The organism is Methanofollis aquaemaris (assembly GCF_017357525.1).
Classification (GTDB): domain Archaea; phylum Halobacteriota; class Methanomicrobia; order Methanomicrobiales; family Methanofollaceae; genus Methanofollis; species Methanofollis aquaemaris.
Map to the genome: position 1 here is coordinate 1,107,119 of NZ_CP036172.1, position 17,283 is coordinate 1,124,401.

A 17,283-nucleotide genomic window follows, 5' to 3' on the forward strand; every position below is an offset into this window, starting at 1 on the left:
TCACGCCCCGATGGCGCAGAGTTCTGCGGCATCGCTCATGTACAGCCAGTAGCCGTTCATCGGTTCCATCGTCCGCATCTCACCGTGCCGTCCCTCGGCGCCGCGGATGATCGAGGTCTCGTATTCCTGTGCGCCGGCGTCGAAGCCGATGACGGTGGCCCAGCAGTTCTCGATCGACCTGAGGGTGTTGGCCGCGGGTTCGGCGATGGTGTCGGTGAACCCGATCGCGTTCCAGCCCTCGTCAAGGGTCTTCTCCGGCGGGGTCGCAATGCCGCCGGTGTCGAAGACGAGCGGGATATTGTAGGTGGAGTTGGCATAGATCCAGATCCCGTCGAGCGGTCTGAACGCTTCTTCAGAACTCATCGCCTCCCACCGTGCGGTCCCGTTGTACAGGAGCACTGAGTGGTCGGCGGTGTCCACCTCGTCGAAGACGGCGATGGTGTCGTGGCCGGGGGCGAGGGTCTTGGGGGTCGAGACAAAGTTCCAGCCGGGGAGGAGAGTGATCGAGGTCGGGGCGGGGTCGAAGTGGACCGCGACGCTCTCGCCTTCGAAGACCGTCACCGTCTCCTCAGCCTCAAGATATCCATCGAGACTCACGGTGACGAGGTGCTCGCCGACCGGGATGTTGGTGAGTGTGGTGTTCGTCTGCTCCCCGGTGTCTTCTCCGTCAAGGAAGATCCTGGCACCGTCCGGGGAGGAGGTGACCGCGATGCTTCCCGAGGGTTCGGCGAGGGTGAATTCGACCGAGATGGTTTCGTTGTCGACGACGGTCACGGTCGTCGAGGCGTCCATGTACCCGGACTTCGTCACGGTGATGGTGTGTTCGCCGATGGCGATGTCTTCGAGGAGAGCATCTGTTGTCTCCCCGGTGTCCACATCGTCCAGGAAGATCGTGGCACCTTCAGGCGTCGAGGTGACGGCGATGCACCCGACCGCTTCCTCAAGGTCGAGGTGGGCGATCGCGGTCTCGTTCTCCATGATGGTGACATCGGTCGCCGCCTCGCGGTACCCCTCCATCTTCAGGGTGACGGTGTGGTCGCCGACGGCGATCCCCTCGAGGGTGGTGTCGGTCGTCTCGCCGGTGTCGGCGCCGTCGATGAAGATCGAAGCGCCGTCGGGAGTCGAGGTGACGGCGAGGCTGCTGGTGAGGGTGGTCAGGGTCAGGTCGACGGTTGCGGTCTCGTCTTCGACGACGGTGACCGTCGCCGAGGCGTCGGCGTAGTCGTCCCTCTTCAGGGTGACCACGTGCTCGCCGACCGGGATCTCCTCAAGGGTGGCGGGGGTCACGAGACCGGTGTCCTCACCGTCGAGGAAGATCGTCGCTCCCTCCGGCGTCGAAGTCACCGCGATGCACCCTGTCGGGACCGGGTAGGTCATCACCAGGAAGGCAGCCGCCGCCTCCATGTAGTCGGCGCTGCTCCGGAACGCCGCAACATTCCCTTCAGCAGAAAGGAGCGAGGTGACGTCGCGTTCTGCCGCACCGATCTGGCTCTGCCCGGTGGAGTTCCAGGCGTCGGTCCACACCTCGTCGTTGAAGATGAGTTCGCCTTCGTTCGGGCCTGCGCCGGGTGCGAGGGCGACGAGGGTTGCGTTGAGGGCGTCGGCGGTGTCAATGGTGAAGGGAGCGTAGGCGGTCGCCTCGTCAGGGGTGGTCGCCTGGCCGCTGCCGCCGTACAGGAGGTCGAAACCCTCGTTGATGACGATGGTGTGCGGGGCGGTGACTCGATCGTCGTAGACCACCGCAAGCACCATCCCGCGTACCGAGACGTTCCCGCCGCCGGGGAAGGTGCTGGTGAGGACGGCGGCGTTCGCGTCCTTGTTGAAGGCGTCCTTCACATCATAGACGGTCATGCCGTACGGGTATGAACTGCCCCACAGCTTCTCGTCGGCGTAGAAGGCGGCCTTTTCAACGGCCACATCGTTGAAGGTCAGTTCCACTGCGTCGGGGAAGACCGGGCCTTTGTCCCAGGTGTAGGGGACGTAGAGTCGTGCGGCGGTGACGGTGGCGTTCTCGGGGATCGAAAGGTCGTCTGCCGTCCAGTTTGCGGTGTACGCCTTCCAATTGCTCTTGGCGCTCAGGTACGCACTGTCGCCCGAAGAGTACGCCAGGTCGCCGCGGACGGTGTAGGTCGCCGCAGTGGTGAGGTCGTCACCGTCGGTCCACCGCTTGCCGCGGTACCCGTTGTCGACGACGGTCTTCTCGATGGTGCGAATGTTGTTCTCTTCGTTCGATTCAGAGATCACATCCTCCGCATCGGCGGTGACGGTGAACGTCGCCGGCTCCCCCGCCGCACGCACCGTCCCGTCGGTCCAGGTGAGAGTAACATTCGCACCCGCGGGGAGGCCGTCGGGCACGGCGACCGTGCCGATGACTCCGCTCACGTTGAATTCGGCCGCGAACGCACCGGCATCAGCGGTACCGATGTTCGTGATCTTTGTCGAGTAGGTGTTCTCGCCTGCAGAGAAGATCTCGTTCTTGTTGGGGGCGAGGGTCGAGATCGTCAGGTCGGGTGCGGCGGGTTCAGTGTATTCAACGACCAGAACCTGCTGGAGAGCGGCCATGCCCCCGCTGGTCGTGCCCTGGACGGCAGCCTCGTTACCGGTCGCGTTGAGGAGGCCGGTGACGTCGAAGGTCTGTGCAGAGGCGGTGTTCAAAGTACCATGCCAGGCGTTCGTCGCCACGACGTTGCCGTTGAAAATCAGGTTGCCTTCATCGGGTCCGGCGCTGCCCACGAAACTGTACAGCGTGGCGCTCCGGACGCCGGCGGGGTCGATCTCCATGCCGGTGAAGGGTGCGTAGGCGGTCGCTTCTTCCATGGTCGTGCCGTAGCCGGACTCGGAATACCCGAGTTCGTCGCACTCCTCGTTGATGAAGATCTGTTTCCTGGTGGCGGTCGGGTCACTGTAGATCACCGCAAGAGTGCTCGGGTACAGGGCGTTCTTGTTGCCGGTGTTCGGCATCGTGACGAGGATGTTGTCACCATCTCTGACTAAGAAACTCGTGACGTTGACAACGTAGAGGCCGTATTCGTAGTCGGCAAAGGCGCCGAAGTTGCTCTTGTCCATGTACGGCGTGCCGAGCGCGAGGGTGTTGTCGTTGAAGGTTGCCGTCAGGTTCGGCAGTCCGCCGGGGGTCTGGTCCCAGTTGTACGAGACGTACAGCCAGGCCTTCTCGACGGTGGCGCCGTCGGGGACGGGCAGGTCACCGGCGGTCCAGGTCTCCGTCCGGTCGGTCCAGCCGACCGATTTATAGGCGGACTCGGGCTGGGTGGAGGAGACGATGTCACCGCGGAGGTCGTAGGTGTGCTGCGTCGTGATGTTGCTGCCCCCCTCCCAGTACAGCCCTTTGCCCTTGTACCCGTTGTAGCGCACATTCTTGACAGGGCTGGTCTTGTTGTTGTTGCTCTCGTCGGTCTCGACGATCAGGTTCTCCGGGTCGAGGACGGCGGTGTAGGTGACGGTGCCGCCTTCGAGATCGCGGATCGTCGGGTCGATGAGAATTACATCGGTCTGCTCACCGCCCGACAGTGACGAAACGACCGTTGAGTTTATCGCAACCGTGCCGTTCGATACATCGCTCGCATACAGGGCCACCGTGATGTTGGAGGCGTCGGCGGGGCCGCTGTTCGTGACTTTCTGAATCTTGACGGGGTTAGAGTCCTTTGCAAAGACCGCACTGGCGGGCACCGGGTTCACGATGCCGCCGATGATCAGGTCGACCCCCTGTGGCGCTTCACTGATGGAGATATAATTGTTCTTCACCTCGGAGTCGCTGCCGGCCGCGGTCGTGATGGTAAGATTGACCGAGTAGTTCCCTGCAGTTTCGTAGGTGTACTCGGGGTTCGGGTCTGTGCTGTCGATGGAACCGTCGTTCTCAAAGTCCCAGGCCCAGGACGTGGTGCTATTGGTTCCGATCGCACTGATGCCGTCGAGGACCAGGTTGACACCCCCCGGACCATCTAATTCGGTTCCTATAAGAGAGAAAGTGACAGTCTGCATCCCCGTATACGAAGATGTGTCAATCGTCACCGTTCTCCATTTATTATCATTATACGCTTTCTGCCAGACGACATCGTCTCCGATGAACACTTTTACTGCAGAATAACCTCCACCCATCAACTCTTCTCCATAACAGTAAGAGAATTTCAGCGAGTTGGCGTTGGTCAAGTCGACATCCTGCGATATGTTGGCAGCACCGCTCCCGATATAGCCGTCGGCTTCCATTTCAATGTTCGCCACGGAGTTCCTCATTCTTACTGTACCTAAACTCCTGGAGATGGTCCAACCGGATGAACCGGCCTCGAACCCCCCATTCACGATACGTTCCGAACTGCCACTGCTGCTGCTCTGGTCGGCGAACTGAACGGTTAAGGGTGCGATACCCGATGTCGGTGTTGCCGTGAAGGCGGCGAGCGGCGCGGTGGTGTTCGTTACGATAATGTAGCCCGTCTTGACTTCGTCGTCGGAACCGTGACTGTTGGCGGCGGTGAGTTTCACGGAGTAGACGCCGGGGGCCATAAAGGTGTAGGAGGGGTTCTGGAGCGTGCTGTCTTCAGTTCCGTCGTTGTCGAAGTCCCAGGCCCAGGAAACCGGATCGTAGGCAGACTGGTCGGTGAACTGGACGGTCAACGGAGCAGGGCCCGAGGGGGGCGTCGCGGTGAACGCAGCAAGTGGCGTGGTACCCGCAACTGTGATGTAATCTGCCTTCGTCTCATAATCAGATCCTGCTGCGTTTGTTGCCGTCAGATTCACCGCGTAAATGCCGGCCGATGTGTACGTATGTGATGGATTCTGCTCTGTACTGTCTACTATCCCATCATTGTCGAAGTCCCAGGCCCATGACCTGGGTGAATTCACCGACTGGTCAGTGAAGGAAACAGTGAGGGGTGTATCTCCACGAACCGGTGTGGCGGTGAAGTTTGCTACCGGTACTACCGGGGTGGTGACGATGATGTAGTCTGTCTTCACAGTGGAATTGCTTCCACCTCCGTTAGAAACCGTGAGGTTGACCGTATAGGTGCCGGGCACATTGTAGGTGTGAGTGGGATGCTGGTCGTTACTGTCGATGATACCATCGTTATCGAAGTCCCAGGCCCAGAGCAGAGGTAAATTCGTAGACTCGTCCATGAAGTTGACGGTGAGCGGTGCGTCGCCGCAGGCTGGCGTTCCGCTGAATTCAGCAACAGGTACCGGCGCCGAAGTCGTGCCGACACGTGTATCCAGCATGTTGTTGCTTTCTTCTATTTCATCAACCGCATTTTCGGGATCTACAACGACAGTCATCGTATAAGCGTATACAGTGCCGTCGGGTGTCCAGTGCAGATCCACACTCGTGCTGCCGCCGGCTGCAAGCCCGGACACGGTCTGCGTATCCACGAACTTCCTGTCCGCCATAAGAGAGACGTTAAATGCAGATGCATCAATATTACCGGAATTTCTAACTGTTGCAGTCATGGTATTGACGGTGCCGGCGGTCACATACATCGGAGTGAGACTCAGCGGGACCAGGTCGACAGTATCATACTCTATTGTAAGGCCGTGCAGGACAACGGAACAGTAATTATCCCCTCCGCGTCCCACGTTAACGGTCTGGTTCTCGGCCACAAGAGAATCTTTTACATTGTCCCACCTGATATAGTTGAAATACTCGCCGCTTGCCGAATCAGCAGCACCTGAGAGTGAATTCCCGTTAAAATCCTCGTAGTTATATCCTGTAAGATGGGTTGAATAGAGACTTGCACTATTCACTTCGTCGAGATCTATAGTACCATTGAAATACGTCGTTGAATTGTCTACTCCATATCCTACATAATCATCATAATGCATCCAGTCAAGACCTTCGGCAACCCAGTATTCTGCCCGGGATTTGCTTTCATTTTGCAATACGACGACAAGCGTACTGCCGTACTGCCTGCCGTCTCCTCCGGAGGTCGAATCGATTGTTGCAGTATTTGTTTCACCCGGGACGATGTAGTCTGTGACATTGTAGGGGATCCACGTTACACCCATATCGGAGGAATAACAAGATGGAGAAGCCGGGAAGGCATGTCCGTTGAATGTGGTGTAGATTGGGGGGGCCGCACACCATATCCCAACATAATACTTTGCAAAAATTACGGTGCCGTCTGGTACGTCAAAGTTATTTGTACTATTTTTAGAGTACCAGTTTGCCGTGGAGTCCACATAGACTTCACCCCGCACGGTATCGTGCGCTATTACAGGTAAAGCTGCGGCAGTGCCGACAAGCAGCAGGAGTACCAGCACCAGCAGCGCAGATTTCGTATACTGGCTCATGTTCAACACCTCAAAATGCAGGAACGCGGTACATTCGCGGGCGCAGCCATGCAAAGCAGTGCAGCGATACAGAGAATCAGTAATTTTTGTCGCATATTTTGCTCAACTCCATGATTGTGAAGATATCCGGCTCTTCCCACGACCCTGATCAAAAGATGGAATGACGAGGAGGGACGGCTCGGTGTATAGAAGTGTAATTATTTGATCGCATATATACCCGGATCGTTCACACTCGATCATATCTTTTTTATAGATCATCTGATCTCCGGCACACGAAACAAAAAATCGTATTCATGCCCGGTGAGGCGGACAGCCCCGCACCCGGCGCTCTATCCTGCAACCCGAAAGGAGAAGGCGGCCGTCGGCCGAATGCCCGCGCCGGCCAAAATATTAGGGAGGCGGACCTCAGGGATCAGACAATTCTCTCCGGAGCAGAGATCAAAACGACACACTGCGACGACCCGCACCGGCCCCCGTCACGCCCTGAGGGCGGCAATTCGATCGGAAAAAAAGATATGAGATCAGGCGTCCTCTTTTCTGACCTCGGCACAGTCGATCTCGGCCGCGATCTCGAGAGGATCGTCGATCTTCTTCACCAGGTGGCGCACCAGCAGCAACCGCTCGACCCCGATGAAATGCCTGGCCATCACCCCGGCAAGTTCGGAGAGCTCGATATGCCCCTGCTTGCGCTTGACCAACCGGTGCTTCTGGAGCATCTCAAGCACCGGCTCGGTGGTCCCGACCATCTGCTGCTCCATCCACCGCACCTCGGCCTCGTCGCCCTTGCAGACGACGGCATTCGCGGCAAACTCCTCCGAACTCCCCTCGACATCGTAGACCGGGGCCACCTCCTCCATCTCGCCCTTGAGCAGAGCGATCGCCATCTCCTCCTCGGTCACCTTCGACGTCCTCGAGTACGAACCCCCCGGCTCGGCAAGGAGGACGATCCGCCCCCGGTCATGGAAATCCGGCCGCCCCGCCCGACCGAGCATCTGGTTGAACTCCTGGACCGTGAGCCACTTGATCCCCATCGCAAGAGCATCGAAGACCACCTGGGACGCCGGGAAGTCCACCCCCGCGGCAAGAGCGGCGGTCGTCACCACGCAGGCGATCTTCTGCGACCCGAAGAGCTCCTCGACATGCCGACGCTCCTTTGCGGTGAGCCCCGAGTGGTACGGGCGGGCCGTGTTCGCCCCGATGGCATCGGCGAGCGTGTGACACCTCGCCCTGGAGTTGGTGAAGACGATCGTCTGCCCCTGGTAGCCCTTCGACGACCGCCTGGCAAACTCCTCCCTCACCATCGACTTGATGAACTGCACCTTCTTCTTCTTCTCGCAGAAGATGAGGTGGCGGTCGAGCGGCACCGGCCTGCTGTCGTACCGGATCAATTTTGCATTGAGTTTTCCGGCCAGCACATTCGGCAACCCGATCGTCGCCGAAAGATAAAGGAACTGGGCCTTCGGAGACGTCTTCTTGATCCTGGCGATCAGCCCGTCGAGACGATGACCCCGCTCGGGCTCCTCCAGGTTCTGGACCTCGTCGATGACCACCGTCCCGACATCTTTGAGTTGCCGGCCGTTGCGGAAGATCGTGTCGACCCCCTCGTAGGTCCCGACGATGATCTGCGCCCGCGTGTTCCGCTCGCCCACCGGCCTCGTCTCAGGCAGGTTGAGCCGACTCGTTCCCGTCTGGAGCGAGACCGAGGCCAGATCCTTGTACCGTTCCCTGAACCTGAAGTACTTCTGGTTGGCAAGGGCCACGAGCGGGACCAGGAAGAGCAGACGCCCGCCCTTTTCGAGCAGGTTCTTCATCCCCGCCATCTCCCCGACAAACGTCTTGCCGCTCGCCGTCGCCGAGACGACCAGGAGATCCTTCCCTTCGAGGAGCCCGCCATTGACCGCGAGCTGCTGCACCGGCGTAAGATACTCCACCCCCGACGCCTTCGCAAACGCCGGCGGCACCGGAACCTGGGTGATATGGCGGGTCGTGATCGGCTTGACCGCCTCCATCCGGTCGAAGAGCGTCTGGGACGGATCCCGCTGTTCGGGCTGGAGCAGCCCGAGCACCCGGTCGACGTCCTTGTACGACTCCAGCAGCGCCCTGATATGCTGGAACGAACGGTGCCCGAACTGCCCCAGGTACCCCATCTCCCGTCGCAGTTCGCGTTCCGCACAGTCCATGCAGACCCGCTCGCGCCCGTACTTCACCGCGTTCTTCTTGTTGAGCACCGTGACCCGGTCTTCGAGGAGACAGGTCCGGCAGAGCGGAGCCGACGACGTCGAGACCTGGAAATCACCGAGAAAAGCCATGAGCGCCGGGTCCGGCTTCGTGATCCAGATCTTCGAACTGCGGATGAGGTCGACGAGCTGTTTCGTCGGCACCTTCTGATAATTTCGCCGTCCCGGCTTTCGGGTCTTGAAATCGACCGGGCGATACCCCTTCGCCGTTGAAGTCAACCCGAAAACACCGGTATCGAGAACCTTCTTTCCATTATAGATGATCAGCCGGTATGACCCTCGTTGGGGGACGATGATGACCGTCATGGCAAAATGAGGTCGTGGATCACGTACGTGAGGCCGGCATTCTCAAGCCTCTTCAGGAAATCGGTAAACTCTTCGTCGACGATGAGAATCGCACACTCCACCCCGTGGAAGGCGGCCTCGATCACACCTTCCCGCGAGCCGAACGAGATGTCGGGCTTACGTCCGACACTTTTCATCACGACCGCGGCTTCGAGCCCGGCGATCCCCACCTGCTGGACGCCGGCGAGCACTCCCCGCACCCCGGCCAGGTCCATCTTCCTGGAACCGCCCCGCTCGATCCGCGGCACCTTGAGGACATGCACCGTTCCCTCGGCATGATCGATGAGCCCGGTGAGCCTCGCGACCCCGACGTCCTGCCCGGCCTCGGCGTCGGCGATCACCTCACCCATCGCACTCTGTTCGGTCTTCGAGGCGTAGAGCCAGCCGTCCTTCATGAAGACCCCGACCGCGTCGCCCTTGTGGAGAGGTTCGGCCGCGACCGCCGGCCAGACCCGCACCTTCTGGATCACATCGCGGGTGACATGGCGGGCATAGTTCTCCAGCACCTCGGCATTGGCAAGCACCCACTCGATCCCCTCCTTGGTGACCTCGTAGCGACCCCTGCCATAGGCCGAGACGAAGCCGTCGTCGGCAAGTTCTCGAATGTATTCGGAGACCGCCTGGGGCGTCACCCCCATCTTCTCAGCGACCTCCTGCTGCCTGACCGCCGGTTGATGCTCGGCGACCTCGACCAGAATCTGAAAACGCGTGATCTCCCGTTTGCTTCGGAGGAGTGAAGCCACCGGATCTTCACCGGCTGTCTTCGACATACATCAACCCCTGCCCCTTCACGTCAAGGTTCGGGATCCGCTTGGTGAGACCCTTGACATAGAGCGGAGATACCCCATACTTCCTGGCAATATCAGCGATAGACGTGTTCCCGACATTCAACTCGTCTTCTACATGGGTGACCATCGTCCGCAGGTTCTCGTCGGTCGATAGTGCCAGGTAGATGATATCGGCCAGGTCGGTCATCGTACACTGGAAGTTCGCCCTGAAACCACCATAGGTGGTCCGGTATTCTTTGCTCGGCATATCGCCCGGTTTGGGCATCCGCCACTGTTCCTCGATGAGATTGCCCTTCTTCAGGATCGATAGACACGGCCCGACGCAGGTGCTGTCGCACTCTTCGCAGAGTTCTTGCTCGGTCATCCACTGTTTGTTTAAAAGTCCATAGATCTCTTTGAATTTCGGATTGTTAAATGTCAACAAGAGAGGCACGATCTCAACGGGATCATTCACTATCCTGATATGACCTGTCACGCAAAACCCTATTTATATAGGGCACTGTAACCCAATAAACCTTTGCAGGTCGCGCAATGCAAAACAGAGGAAAGATCATCATCCGAGGAATCGTGCAGGGCGTCGGATTTCGCCCTTTCGTCTATGCTCTCGCCGAGAAATACGATATATCAGGATGGGTAAAAAACCTCGGGAGCCGGGTCGAGATTGCCGCTTCCGGTGCGCGCTTTTCCGAATTTTGTCAGGCGGTGGCCGGGGGGACGCCCCTCTCGGTCATCGACTCGGTCGAGGTGCTGCCTCTTGACGAGGAGGCGGCAGAGCCGGGGTTTGTGATCAAACCGAGCGGCACAGGGACACTGGACGGACTGATCACCCCGGACGTCGCCGTCTGCGACGAGTGTATCAGGGACATTTTCACGCCCGGCGGACGGTACGAGAACTACTGGGCGACCTCGTGCGTCAACTGCGGGCCGCGCTACAGCATCATCAGGAGCCTCCCGTACGACCGGGAGCGGACGGCGATGGAGGAGTTCCCGATGTGCGATGCCTGCGGTGCGGAGTACACCGATCCGGGGTGCCGGCGACATCATGCCCAGACGATCGCGTGCGACGCCTGCGGGCCGGGCCTCGCCCTCTTCGACACGGAGGGGAAGGCGTGCGGGGGCGACGATCCGGTCGGCGCCGCGGCGGCGATGCTCGACGCCGGGGCGGTCCTCGCCATCCGGGGGGTCGGCGGGTTCCATCTTGCCTGCACCGAGGAGGCGGCCGGGACGCTCAAGGCCAGACTTGGCCGGCCCGAGCAACCGCTGGCGGTGATGATGAAGGAGGATGTGGTGGAGCGCTATGTCGAGCCGATGGCATGGGACCGCGAGGCGCTCACCAGCCGCGTCCGCCCGATCGTCGTGATGAAGAAGCGGGAGGCCGCGGCCAACCCCGGACTCTCGTCTCTCCACACCCTCGGCGTGATGCTCCCCTACACCGGGCTCCACCACCTCCTCTTCGCCCGCCTCGACCACGACCTCCTGGTCATGACCAGCGCCAACGTGCCGGGGACGCCGATGATCACCGCCACCCCCGACGCCCTCGCCCGTCTCGGCGGGACAGTCGACGGGTTCCTGGTCCACGACCGCGAGATCGTGAACCGGTGCGACGACTCGGTGGTGCGGGATGGTCATATCATCAGGCTCTCGCGAGGCATCGCCCCCAAAAGGTTGCAGATCGATCTCGGTGAGCGGTGCATCCTGGGGGTGGGGCCCGAACTCAACGCCACCACGACGATCTACCGGCACGGGTTCGCCGTCACCTCCCCGCATGTCGGGAACGTGCGAAACCCCCAGACCCTCGCCTACCTGCAGGAGACGGTGGAGAAGATCGGCGGACTGCTCGGCGCCGAATTCGAGGTGATCGCCCACGACCTCCACCCGCAGTTTCTCTCGACGCGGTACGCCCGCACACTCGCGGAGGAGTGCGGCGCCGAACTCGTCGCGGTCCAGCACCACCGCGCCCATATCGCGGCGACGACGCGGGAGGAGTGCGTCGGGATCGCCATCGACGGCGTGGGCTACGGCGACGACGGCACCATCTGGGGCGGCGAGATCTTTGCCGGGGCCGCGCCTCACCTGGAGCGGACGGCCCACCTGGAGAGTGTCGGGATGCCTGGCGGCGACCTCGCGACAAAGTTCCCGGAACGGATGCTCTACGGGATCCTCCCCGAAGAGCGGACCCTCGACCTCCTCGCCTCCCGCGGCTGGGGCGAGACCGAACGCGGGGTGCTGGCCCGCCAGGTCGAACGGGGATTCAATGTGGCGCAGACCAGCAGCACCGGTCGGGTGCTCGACGCCGCCTCGGCCCTTCTCGGGATCTGCCGGGAGCGGACCTATGACGGGGAACCGGCGATGAAGCTGGAGGCTGTGGCGGCCGGGGGCACCCCGCAGACCTGGGATCTCTCCTTCGGGCGCGACGGCGCCTGCGAGATCCTGGAGACCTCGGCCCTCCTCGCCACGGCCTTCGACGCCTACGAGAGCGGGACAAAGGTCGCCGACGTCGCCGCCTCGGTCCAGTACAACCTTGCCCGCGGGGTGGCCGACCTCGCGGTGAGGACCGCACACGAACGCGGGATCAAGAGGGTCGCCCTCTCAGGCGGGGTGGCCTACAACCAACAGATCAGGGAGACGATCCGCTCGGTCGTCGAGGGCGAGGGCCTGGACCTCGTCGTCAGCCGCGAGTACCCCCTCGGCGACGGGTGCATCAGCCTCGGCCAGTGCGTCTGGGCCGGGGCGCTCCTGGCGGAGCGGTAGGAGGTCACCACACCCGCGGCATCCGGTGCCGCCGGCGGACGCCGCGGAGAAAGTCGTCCGTCGCCCTGGCCCGTCGCTCGATCGTCCGGCGGTCGCACCCGCCGCGTGCCAGTTCTTCATCGATGACGGCCTCCACATCGTTCACCCATGCGGCGGCGTACTCCGAGAGAGCGGCGTGCTTGAACCTGGAGACGGTCTCGAAGGCTGTCTCATGAAAGCAGAACTTGTCGAAGAAGAGGTCGTCGATCCCTGACCGCACCCGGTCCCTCATCAGGTACCGCACCGAGAGCGGGCCGAAACAGAGGCGCCCCACCGGTTCGCCGGCGTCGTCGTACCCGAGACACGCGAGCGGCGGCGTCCTCAACAGCACCCCCGACCGCGAGGCAAGCATCCGGTTCGCCGCCGCGATCGCCCGCCGGTCGGCGGCGAGGTCGCGGAGAGAATAGGGTTCTCGCGGGAGGAGGAGACACTCGACAGTGCAGGGGTCGGGGGTCGTCCTGACTTTTGTCCGGAACTTCAGGGCCCGCCTGCCTGAGGCACTTGGAGACGCCCCGCCGCCGTCGAAGGTCATCCCGACGGCGCCGACCAGGTCGTGGAGATCAGAGGCGAGGGTGTACTGCCCCGGAGGTTCGGGGTAATGGCACTGCACCGAGAACCAGAAATTGAGCCAGGGTTTTCTGAAGAAGGGCACCTCACCAGGATCCAGGTCTCCACCCCCACACACCGGGGCCGACCGGCCGGCCGCCAGTGCCATTGAGATACATCAACCACGATATATAAAAGATATAAATCTTATGAAATCAGTGGAGGAGACGGTGAAGACGTATGCAATGCACGGCCTATGCCCACCTCTCTGAAGAGAAACTCAAACAGCTCCGGAAAATTGAGGAAGAGTTCGGGACCGTCCTCGTGGCCTACGAGAAGGTTCCGGCATTTGCCGCTCTCTCCGATGACGAGGTCAGGGAAGTACGGGAAAAAGAGAAGAAACTCGGCAAGATCCTCATCGCCTACGAACAGTGACGAAGGTCACCCATCTCACTCTTTTTGAAAAGGGATCGCGCCATAGCCAGGGTCCATGTCGACGGCCACCGCCTCCCAGACCTGTTCGAGCGGACCGAGACGTTTCGAGAGGTCGGCTGTCAGGCAGCGGAAACGATAGCAGCGGACGATGTCGGCATAATCGTCACGGCGGAAAGAGTCACGCCCGCCCGGAGGGGCGAGACAGTGGACGCAATCATGGGTCACGACCACCATCCCCCGCCCTATCCTCTCGCGAGACAGCAGAACAGATGCGGTGAAGGGGGACGGCTCGTCCTTGATCATCACGCATTCCCCGGCGTCGCAACCCCAAAGATAGAACCCGGACAGGAGAGAACTGATACTCCGGATCATTCTCATAGCCCTCGACCATGAACCGGGAGCACGCCTCAGGCATACCGGACGGAAAAACACCCCACAGATCGCCAGGGCTCGACCCCTCGCACCTGCACAAACAACCGGACCGAACGAACAGAAAAGAAAAAAGATTTAGCCGAAGAGGGCACCGAGACCGGCCATACCGGACTCTTCCTTCTCTTCCTCAGCCTCTTCCTCAGCCTCTTCCTCGACAGCCGGAGCGGCTGCGGCGGCGGCGGCGGCCGGAGCGGCTGCGACCGGAGCGACGGCGGCCTTGGAGATGGCCTCTTCAATGTCCACACCGTCGAGTGCGGCCACGAGGGCCTTCACACGGGCGTCGTCAGCTTCGATACCGGCAGCGGAGAGAACCGTCTTGACGTTCTCCTCGTTGATGTCCTTGCCTGCGTTGTGCAGGAGCAGTGCAGCGTAGATGTACTCCATGATTTTCACCTATATCTCAATTTACAAATATGAATGATATTCTGTTCATCCGAAGAGAGCCCCAAGACCGGCCATGCCGGACTCTTCCTTCTCCTCTTCTTCCTCTTCTTCCTCTTCGGCGGGGGCTTCCTCAGCAGCCGGCGCTGCGGCTGCGGGTGCGGCTGCGGCAGCCGCAAAAGCCTGCGTGATCGACTCGTCGAGTTCGAACCCGCCTTCGGAGGCCTTCATGGCGATAGCAAGCATCTCGCGGTATGCCCGTCCGACGATGAGGTCGGCGACATCCTTCTCGTAGATGCACGCCTCGACCGCCAGGTTCCTGGCTTCCTGTGCCGCCTTGCCGACGATGGTTTCCGTCGTCAACGGCGTCAGGATCGTTGCGTTCACCGAGAGGTTGAATGCCTGCTGGGCCGCGAGCGTAATCTGGTTGAGGTAGACCGTCTCGTCGATCGCCAGAGTCTCGGGCGCAAAGATCGTACCGTCCTGGAACGCCGCCTTGAGAATAAGGCCCACGTCCATCGGCTTGATCTCGAGTTTCGCCAGGACGCCGGCTATCTTTGCGTTGATAACCTCGCCCTTCTTGACGACCGTCTTGGTCTCCCTGATCTTGACCTTCCCGCCCTCGATCATCGCCGGCACCCCAGCCTGCTGGAGTTCACCGACGATCGGACCCGGCTTGAAGCTCGTGGGCCCCTTCGCGACGACGATGTCCTCAGGCGCCGTCTCGCCGGGCTTGGCGGCCATCTTCGTCTTGGTCAGCTCGAGTTGCTTGTAGAGCTTGAAGGGGTTCTCCTTCGTGAAGATGAGCGCACTCTGCCCTGAGATATGCCCGCCCATCTCGACCACATCGCCACCGATCTCGTTGAGGGCATGATGAGTGAGCGTTTTGCGGGCCATCTTGATCTCAGCGACCCCGCGGAGATTCTGCCTGATGTCCTGGAGCTGGCTTGCCGGAATCCCGTGCATATCGACCAGCCCGACCACCGGGTACTCTGCGAAGCGCTGCTTGATCTCCTCGACCTGCTCGCGCTTCCACGCGGGCAGGTGGTGCGTGTAGAGACCCATCTCAGATCACCCTCACTGCCGGTCCCATCGTTGTCTTGACATAGACCGAGCGGATGTTCTGCGGACCCTGCTCCAACGCCGTCTCGATCTTCTTGAGGATCGCGTCGATGTTCTCCGCGATCTCCTCGGGCGCCATCTGGGTGCTGCCCACCGGGGCGTGGAAGACCTTCTTGTCCTTGGACCTGACCTTCACCGACGTCTTGAGTCGCTCGATGATCGGGCGGACATCCGTTCCGGTCGGAATCGGCGTCGGCATCCTCCCGCGCGGACCGAGCCTCGGACCGAGCCAGCGACCTACCTGACCCATCACGCTCGTCTCCGCAAGGAAGAAGCGATACTCGTTCGCAACCTTGCGTGCTTCACGAGGTTCGCCGCCGAGCCGCTCAATCTCCTCGGGACTGATGATCAGATCGACCCCGGCCTCTTTGGCCTGCGTCGTGATCTCGCCCTTTCCGAGTACAGCGACCTTAATCGGAGTGCCCAGACCGTTGGGAAGATTTATAGTCTCGTCGATACGGTTTTTGGGCTGCGCCATGTCGATGTTCTTGAGGTTGATGGTAATATCAACGCTCTCCTGGAACTTTCGTTCAGGCGCAGTCTCCAGGGCCGTTTTCACGGCCTCCAATATCTGCTGTTTCTCAACCATTGAGAACCTCCATAGTCTGCGACCTTGTTCGATCTCCTATGGATGAATACCGATTACTCCTCAAGGACGCCGTCGAACTCGCCCGCATCGATAGCGGCCAGCATCTCCTTGGGTGCACGGCCTTCGACCGTTACACCTACTGAGACACAGGTCCCGACGACCTCTTTCACTGCCGTCTTAAGACGGTAGGAGAGCATGTCGTCGAACTTCATGCGTGCGATCCTGACAGCGGCCTCGAGCGGCAGATCACCCACAAACTGGGTGGCAGGCTCACCAGATCCCTTTGCGATACCAACTTCCTTCATGACCAGGGCCGTCGTCGGCGGAATACCGACGGAGACGGTGAAGTTCTTCTTGTCGTCGACTTCGACCTTCACCGGCACCTGCATGCCATTGAATTCTGCGGTCTTCTTATTGATCTCGTCAATGACCGCTTTTACGTTGATACCGAGGGGACCCAGAGCAGGACCGATAGGCGGCCCTGCCGTTGCTCTGCCTCCGGGTACCAATACCTCGACCGTTTCTGCCATAGCTTATCACCATGCTTTCCCCGCGAGGGTACTATGCTTGGGTTGACTAAGGTTTTCCGGGCCGACTATTAAAACTATCACTTTCGCGTGAAAAGAGGGGAAGAAGGATCAGGATTCGCCCCGGTCGATCACCCGGACATTATCGCCGCGCACGGTGATCGGGATCGGGACCATCGACTCGTAGAGTTCAACGGTAATCTCTTCTTTGTTTGAATCGACCCGTTTGACCACGGCCTTCTCGCCCTTGAACGGCCCTGCGATCAACTCGACGATCGTACCCTCGTCGATCCCCGTGACCGTCGGTTTCGGTTCGAGATAATGGGCGATTTCCTCCATTTTCGTCTCGCCGGGCACCACGACTCGGGCGCTCGGCACGCTCTCGATCAGTTCGGCGATCCGCGCGAAGGGTTCGGCCGCTTCGATGAGGACATACCCCTTCAGTTCGTCAGGCGACACCACGGAGAGCACCTTGAACGAAGGGTCGTGCAACACCGCACGGTAAAGCGAGTCCACGACCGCACGCTCCTGCTTTGCCGTCGTCTTGATGGCAAAGATCCTGATCTCGGGTTCCTCAGTCATGAGCATCAGTGCATCGGCGCGGTCATGATCACGTAGATAATGAATCCCAGGAGCCCGATGATGAACACCCCTATCGCGGCGACGATGGCGATCTTGGTGAACTCATCCCGGGTCGGCGTCCGCGCCAGCTTCAGGACGCGCATGTACTTTTTAAAGAACTCCTCGTTGATGGAGCTCATCTTCACAGACTCAGTGCTGATAGCCATATATATATT

The 17,283-nt window shown here is 60.5% G+C and carries 14 protein-coding genes; 2 read left to right on the forward strand and 12 right to left on the reverse strand.

The window, feature by feature from the left end; genetic code table 11:
* The 4 genes from RJ40_RS05430 to RJ40_RS05445 form a co-directional block, all read right to left on the reverse strand.
* Complete coding sequence (locus RJ40_RS05430) at window positions 1–6,294, reverse strand: DUF3344 domain-containing protein (protein WP_265582334.1); 6,294 nt, start codon at window positions 6,292–6,294, stop codon at window positions 1–3.
* Between the two features lie 521 nt (window positions 6,295–6,815).
* Window positions 6,816–8,837 carry a DEAD/DEAH box helicase gene (locus RJ40_RS05435; protein ID WP_265582335.1) on the reverse strand — a complete coding sequence of 674 codons (2,022 nt, stop codon included), beginning with the start codon at window positions 8,835–8,837 and terminating at the stop codon, window positions 6,816–6,818.
* The gene (locus RJ40_RS05440; RefSeq protein WP_265582336.1) at window positions 8,834–9,646 is read right to left on the reverse strand and encodes a DUF7839 domain-containing protein; all 813 of its coding nucleotides are present in this window, start codon (window positions 9,644–9,646) and stop codon (window positions 8,834–8,836) included. The genes RJ40_RS05435 and RJ40_RS05440 overlap by 4 nt, the downstream gene beginning before the upstream one ends.
* Window positions 9,627–10,139: an ArsR family transcriptional regulator gene (locus RJ40_RS05445; RefSeq protein WP_265582337.1), complete on the reverse strand. Its 513-nt coding sequence runs from the start codon at window positions 10,137–10,139 to the stop codon at window positions 9,627–9,629. Before RJ40_RS05445 ends, RJ40_RS05440 begins: the two co-directional genes overlap by 20 nt.
* Window positions 10,140–10,195: 56 nt before the next feature.
* On the opposite strand from RJ40_RS05445, the gene hypF reads away from it, so the two are divergent.
* Complete coding sequence (gene hypF, locus RJ40_RS05450; RefSeq protein WP_265582338.1) at window positions 10,196–12,415, forward strand: carbamoyltransferase HypF; 2,220 nt, start codon at window positions 10,196–10,198, stop codon at window positions 12,413–12,415.
* Window positions 12,416–12,419: 4 nt separating this feature from the next.
* Here the strand turns inward: hypF and RJ40_RS05455 are convergent, their stop codons facing one another.
* Complete coding sequence (locus RJ40_RS05455) at window positions 12,420–13,169, reverse strand: hypothetical protein (protein ID WP_265582339.1); 750 nt, start codon at window positions 13,167–13,169, stop codon at window positions 12,420–12,422.
* Window positions 13,170–13,240: 71 nt separating this feature from the next.
* Between RJ40_RS05455 and RJ40_RS05460 the strand changes: the two genes are divergently transcribed.
* Window positions 13,241–13,435 carry a hypothetical protein gene (locus RJ40_RS05460; protein ID WP_265582340.1) on the forward strand — a complete coding sequence of 65 codons (195 nt, stop codon included), beginning with the start codon at window positions 13,241–13,243 and terminating at the stop codon, window positions 13,433–13,435.
* A gap of 15 nt (window positions 13,436–13,450) precedes the next feature.
* On the opposite strand, the gene RJ40_RS05465 is transcribed toward RJ40_RS05460, so the two are convergent.
* The 7 genes from RJ40_RS05465 to RJ40_RS05495 all read right to left on the reverse strand — a co-directional run bounded on the left by RJ40_RS05465 (window position 13,451) and on the right by RJ40_RS05495 (window position 17,274).
* Window positions 13,451–13,738 (reverse strand): hypothetical protein, encoded by a 288-nt coding sequence (locus RJ40_RS05465; RefSeq protein ID WP_265582341.1) that lies wholly within the window; start codon window positions 13,736–13,738, stop codon window positions 13,451–13,453.
* Window positions 13,739–13,942: 204 nt separating this feature from the next.
* On the reverse strand, window positions 13,943–14,251 hold the full coding sequence (rpl12p, locus tag RJ40_RS05470) for a 50S ribosomal protein P1 (protein ID WP_265582342.1): 309 nt from the start codon (window positions 14,249–14,251) through the stop codon (window positions 13,943–13,945).
* A 45-nt stretch (window positions 14,252–14,296) separates the two neighbouring features.
* Window positions 14,297–15,313, reverse strand: coding sequence for a 50S ribosomal protein L10 (locus RJ40_RS05475; protein WP_265582343.1), 1,017 nt, complete (start codon window positions 15,311–15,313; stop codon window positions 14,297–14,299).
* 1 nt (window position 15,314) lies between these two features.
* Window positions 15,315–15,959 (reverse strand): 50S ribosomal protein L1, encoded by a 645-nt coding sequence (locus RJ40_RS05480; protein ID WP_265582344.1) that lies wholly within the window; start codon window positions 15,957–15,959, stop codon window positions 15,315–15,317.
* A 53-nt stretch (window positions 15,960–16,012) separates the two neighbouring features.
* On the reverse strand, window positions 16,013–16,489 hold the full coding sequence (locus tag RJ40_RS05485; protein WP_265582345.1) for a 50S ribosomal protein L11: 477 nt from the start codon (window positions 16,487–16,489) through the stop codon (window positions 16,013–16,015).
* Between the two features lie 108 nt (window positions 16,490–16,597).
* Window positions 16,598–17,074: a transcription elongation factor Spt5 gene (locus RJ40_RS05490; RefSeq protein WP_265582346.1), complete on the reverse strand. Its 477-nt coding sequence runs from the start codon at window positions 17,072–17,074 to the stop codon at window positions 16,598–16,600.
* Window positions 17,074–17,274, reverse strand: coding sequence for a protein translocase SEC61 complex subunit gamma (locus RJ40_RS05495; protein ID WP_265582347.1), 201 nt, complete (start codon window positions 17,272–17,274; stop codon window positions 17,074–17,076). Before RJ40_RS05495 ends, RJ40_RS05490 begins: the two co-directional genes overlap by 1 nt.
* Window positions 17,275–17,283 lie beyond the last annotated feature (9 nt).

Coding starts and splice junctions, on each gene's coding strand:
- RJ40_RS05430 (WP_265582334.1), bottom strand. CDS start 6,294: ATGAGCCAGTATACGAAATCTGCGCTGCTGGTGCTGGTACTCCTGCTG.
- RJ40_RS05435 (WP_265582335.1), bottom strand. CDS start 8,837: ATGACGGTCATCATCGTCCCCCAACGAGGGTCATACCGGCTGATCATC.
- RJ40_RS05440 (WP_265582336.1), bottom strand. CDS start 9,646: ATGTCGAAGACAGCCGGTGAAGATCCGGTGGCTTCACTCCTCCGAAGC.
- hypF (WP_265582338.1), top strand. CDS start 10,196: ATGCAAAACAGAGGAAAGATCATCATCCGAGGAATCGTGCAGGGCGTC.
- RJ40_RS05455 (WP_265582339.1), bottom strand. CDS start 13,169: ATGGCACTGGCGGCCGGCCGGTCGGCCCCGGTGTGTGGGGGTGGAGAC.
- RJ40_RS05460 (WP_265582340.1), top strand. CDS start 13,241: ATGCAATGCACGGCCTATGCCCACCTCTCTGAAGAGAAACTCAAACAG.
- RJ40_RS05465 (WP_265582341.1), bottom strand. CDS start 13,738: ATGATCAAGGACGAGCCGTCCCCCTTCACCGCATCTGTTCTGCTGTCT.
- rpl12p (WP_265582342.1), bottom strand. CDS start 14,251: ATGGAGTACATCTACGCTGCACTGCTCCTGCACAACGCAGGCAAGGAC.
- RJ40_RS05475 (WP_265582343.1), bottom strand. CDS start 15,313: ATGGGTCTCTACACGCACCACCTGCCCGCGTGGAAGCGCGAGCAGGTC.
- RJ40_RS05480 (WP_265582344.1), bottom strand. CDS start 15,959: ATGGTTGAGAAACAGCAGATATTGGAGGCCGTGAAAACGGCCCTGGAG.
- RJ40_RS05485 (WP_265582345.1), bottom strand. CDS start 16,489: ATGGCAGAAACGGTCGAGGTATTGGTACCCGGAGGCAGAGCAACGGCA.
- RJ40_RS05490 (WP_265582346.1), bottom strand. CDS start 17,074: ATGCTCATGACTGAGGAACCCGAGATCAGGATCTTTGCCATCAAGACG.
- RJ40_RS05495 (WP_265582347.1), bottom strand. CDS start 17,274: ATGGCTATCAGCACTGAGTCTGTGAAGATGAGCTCCATCAACGAGGAG.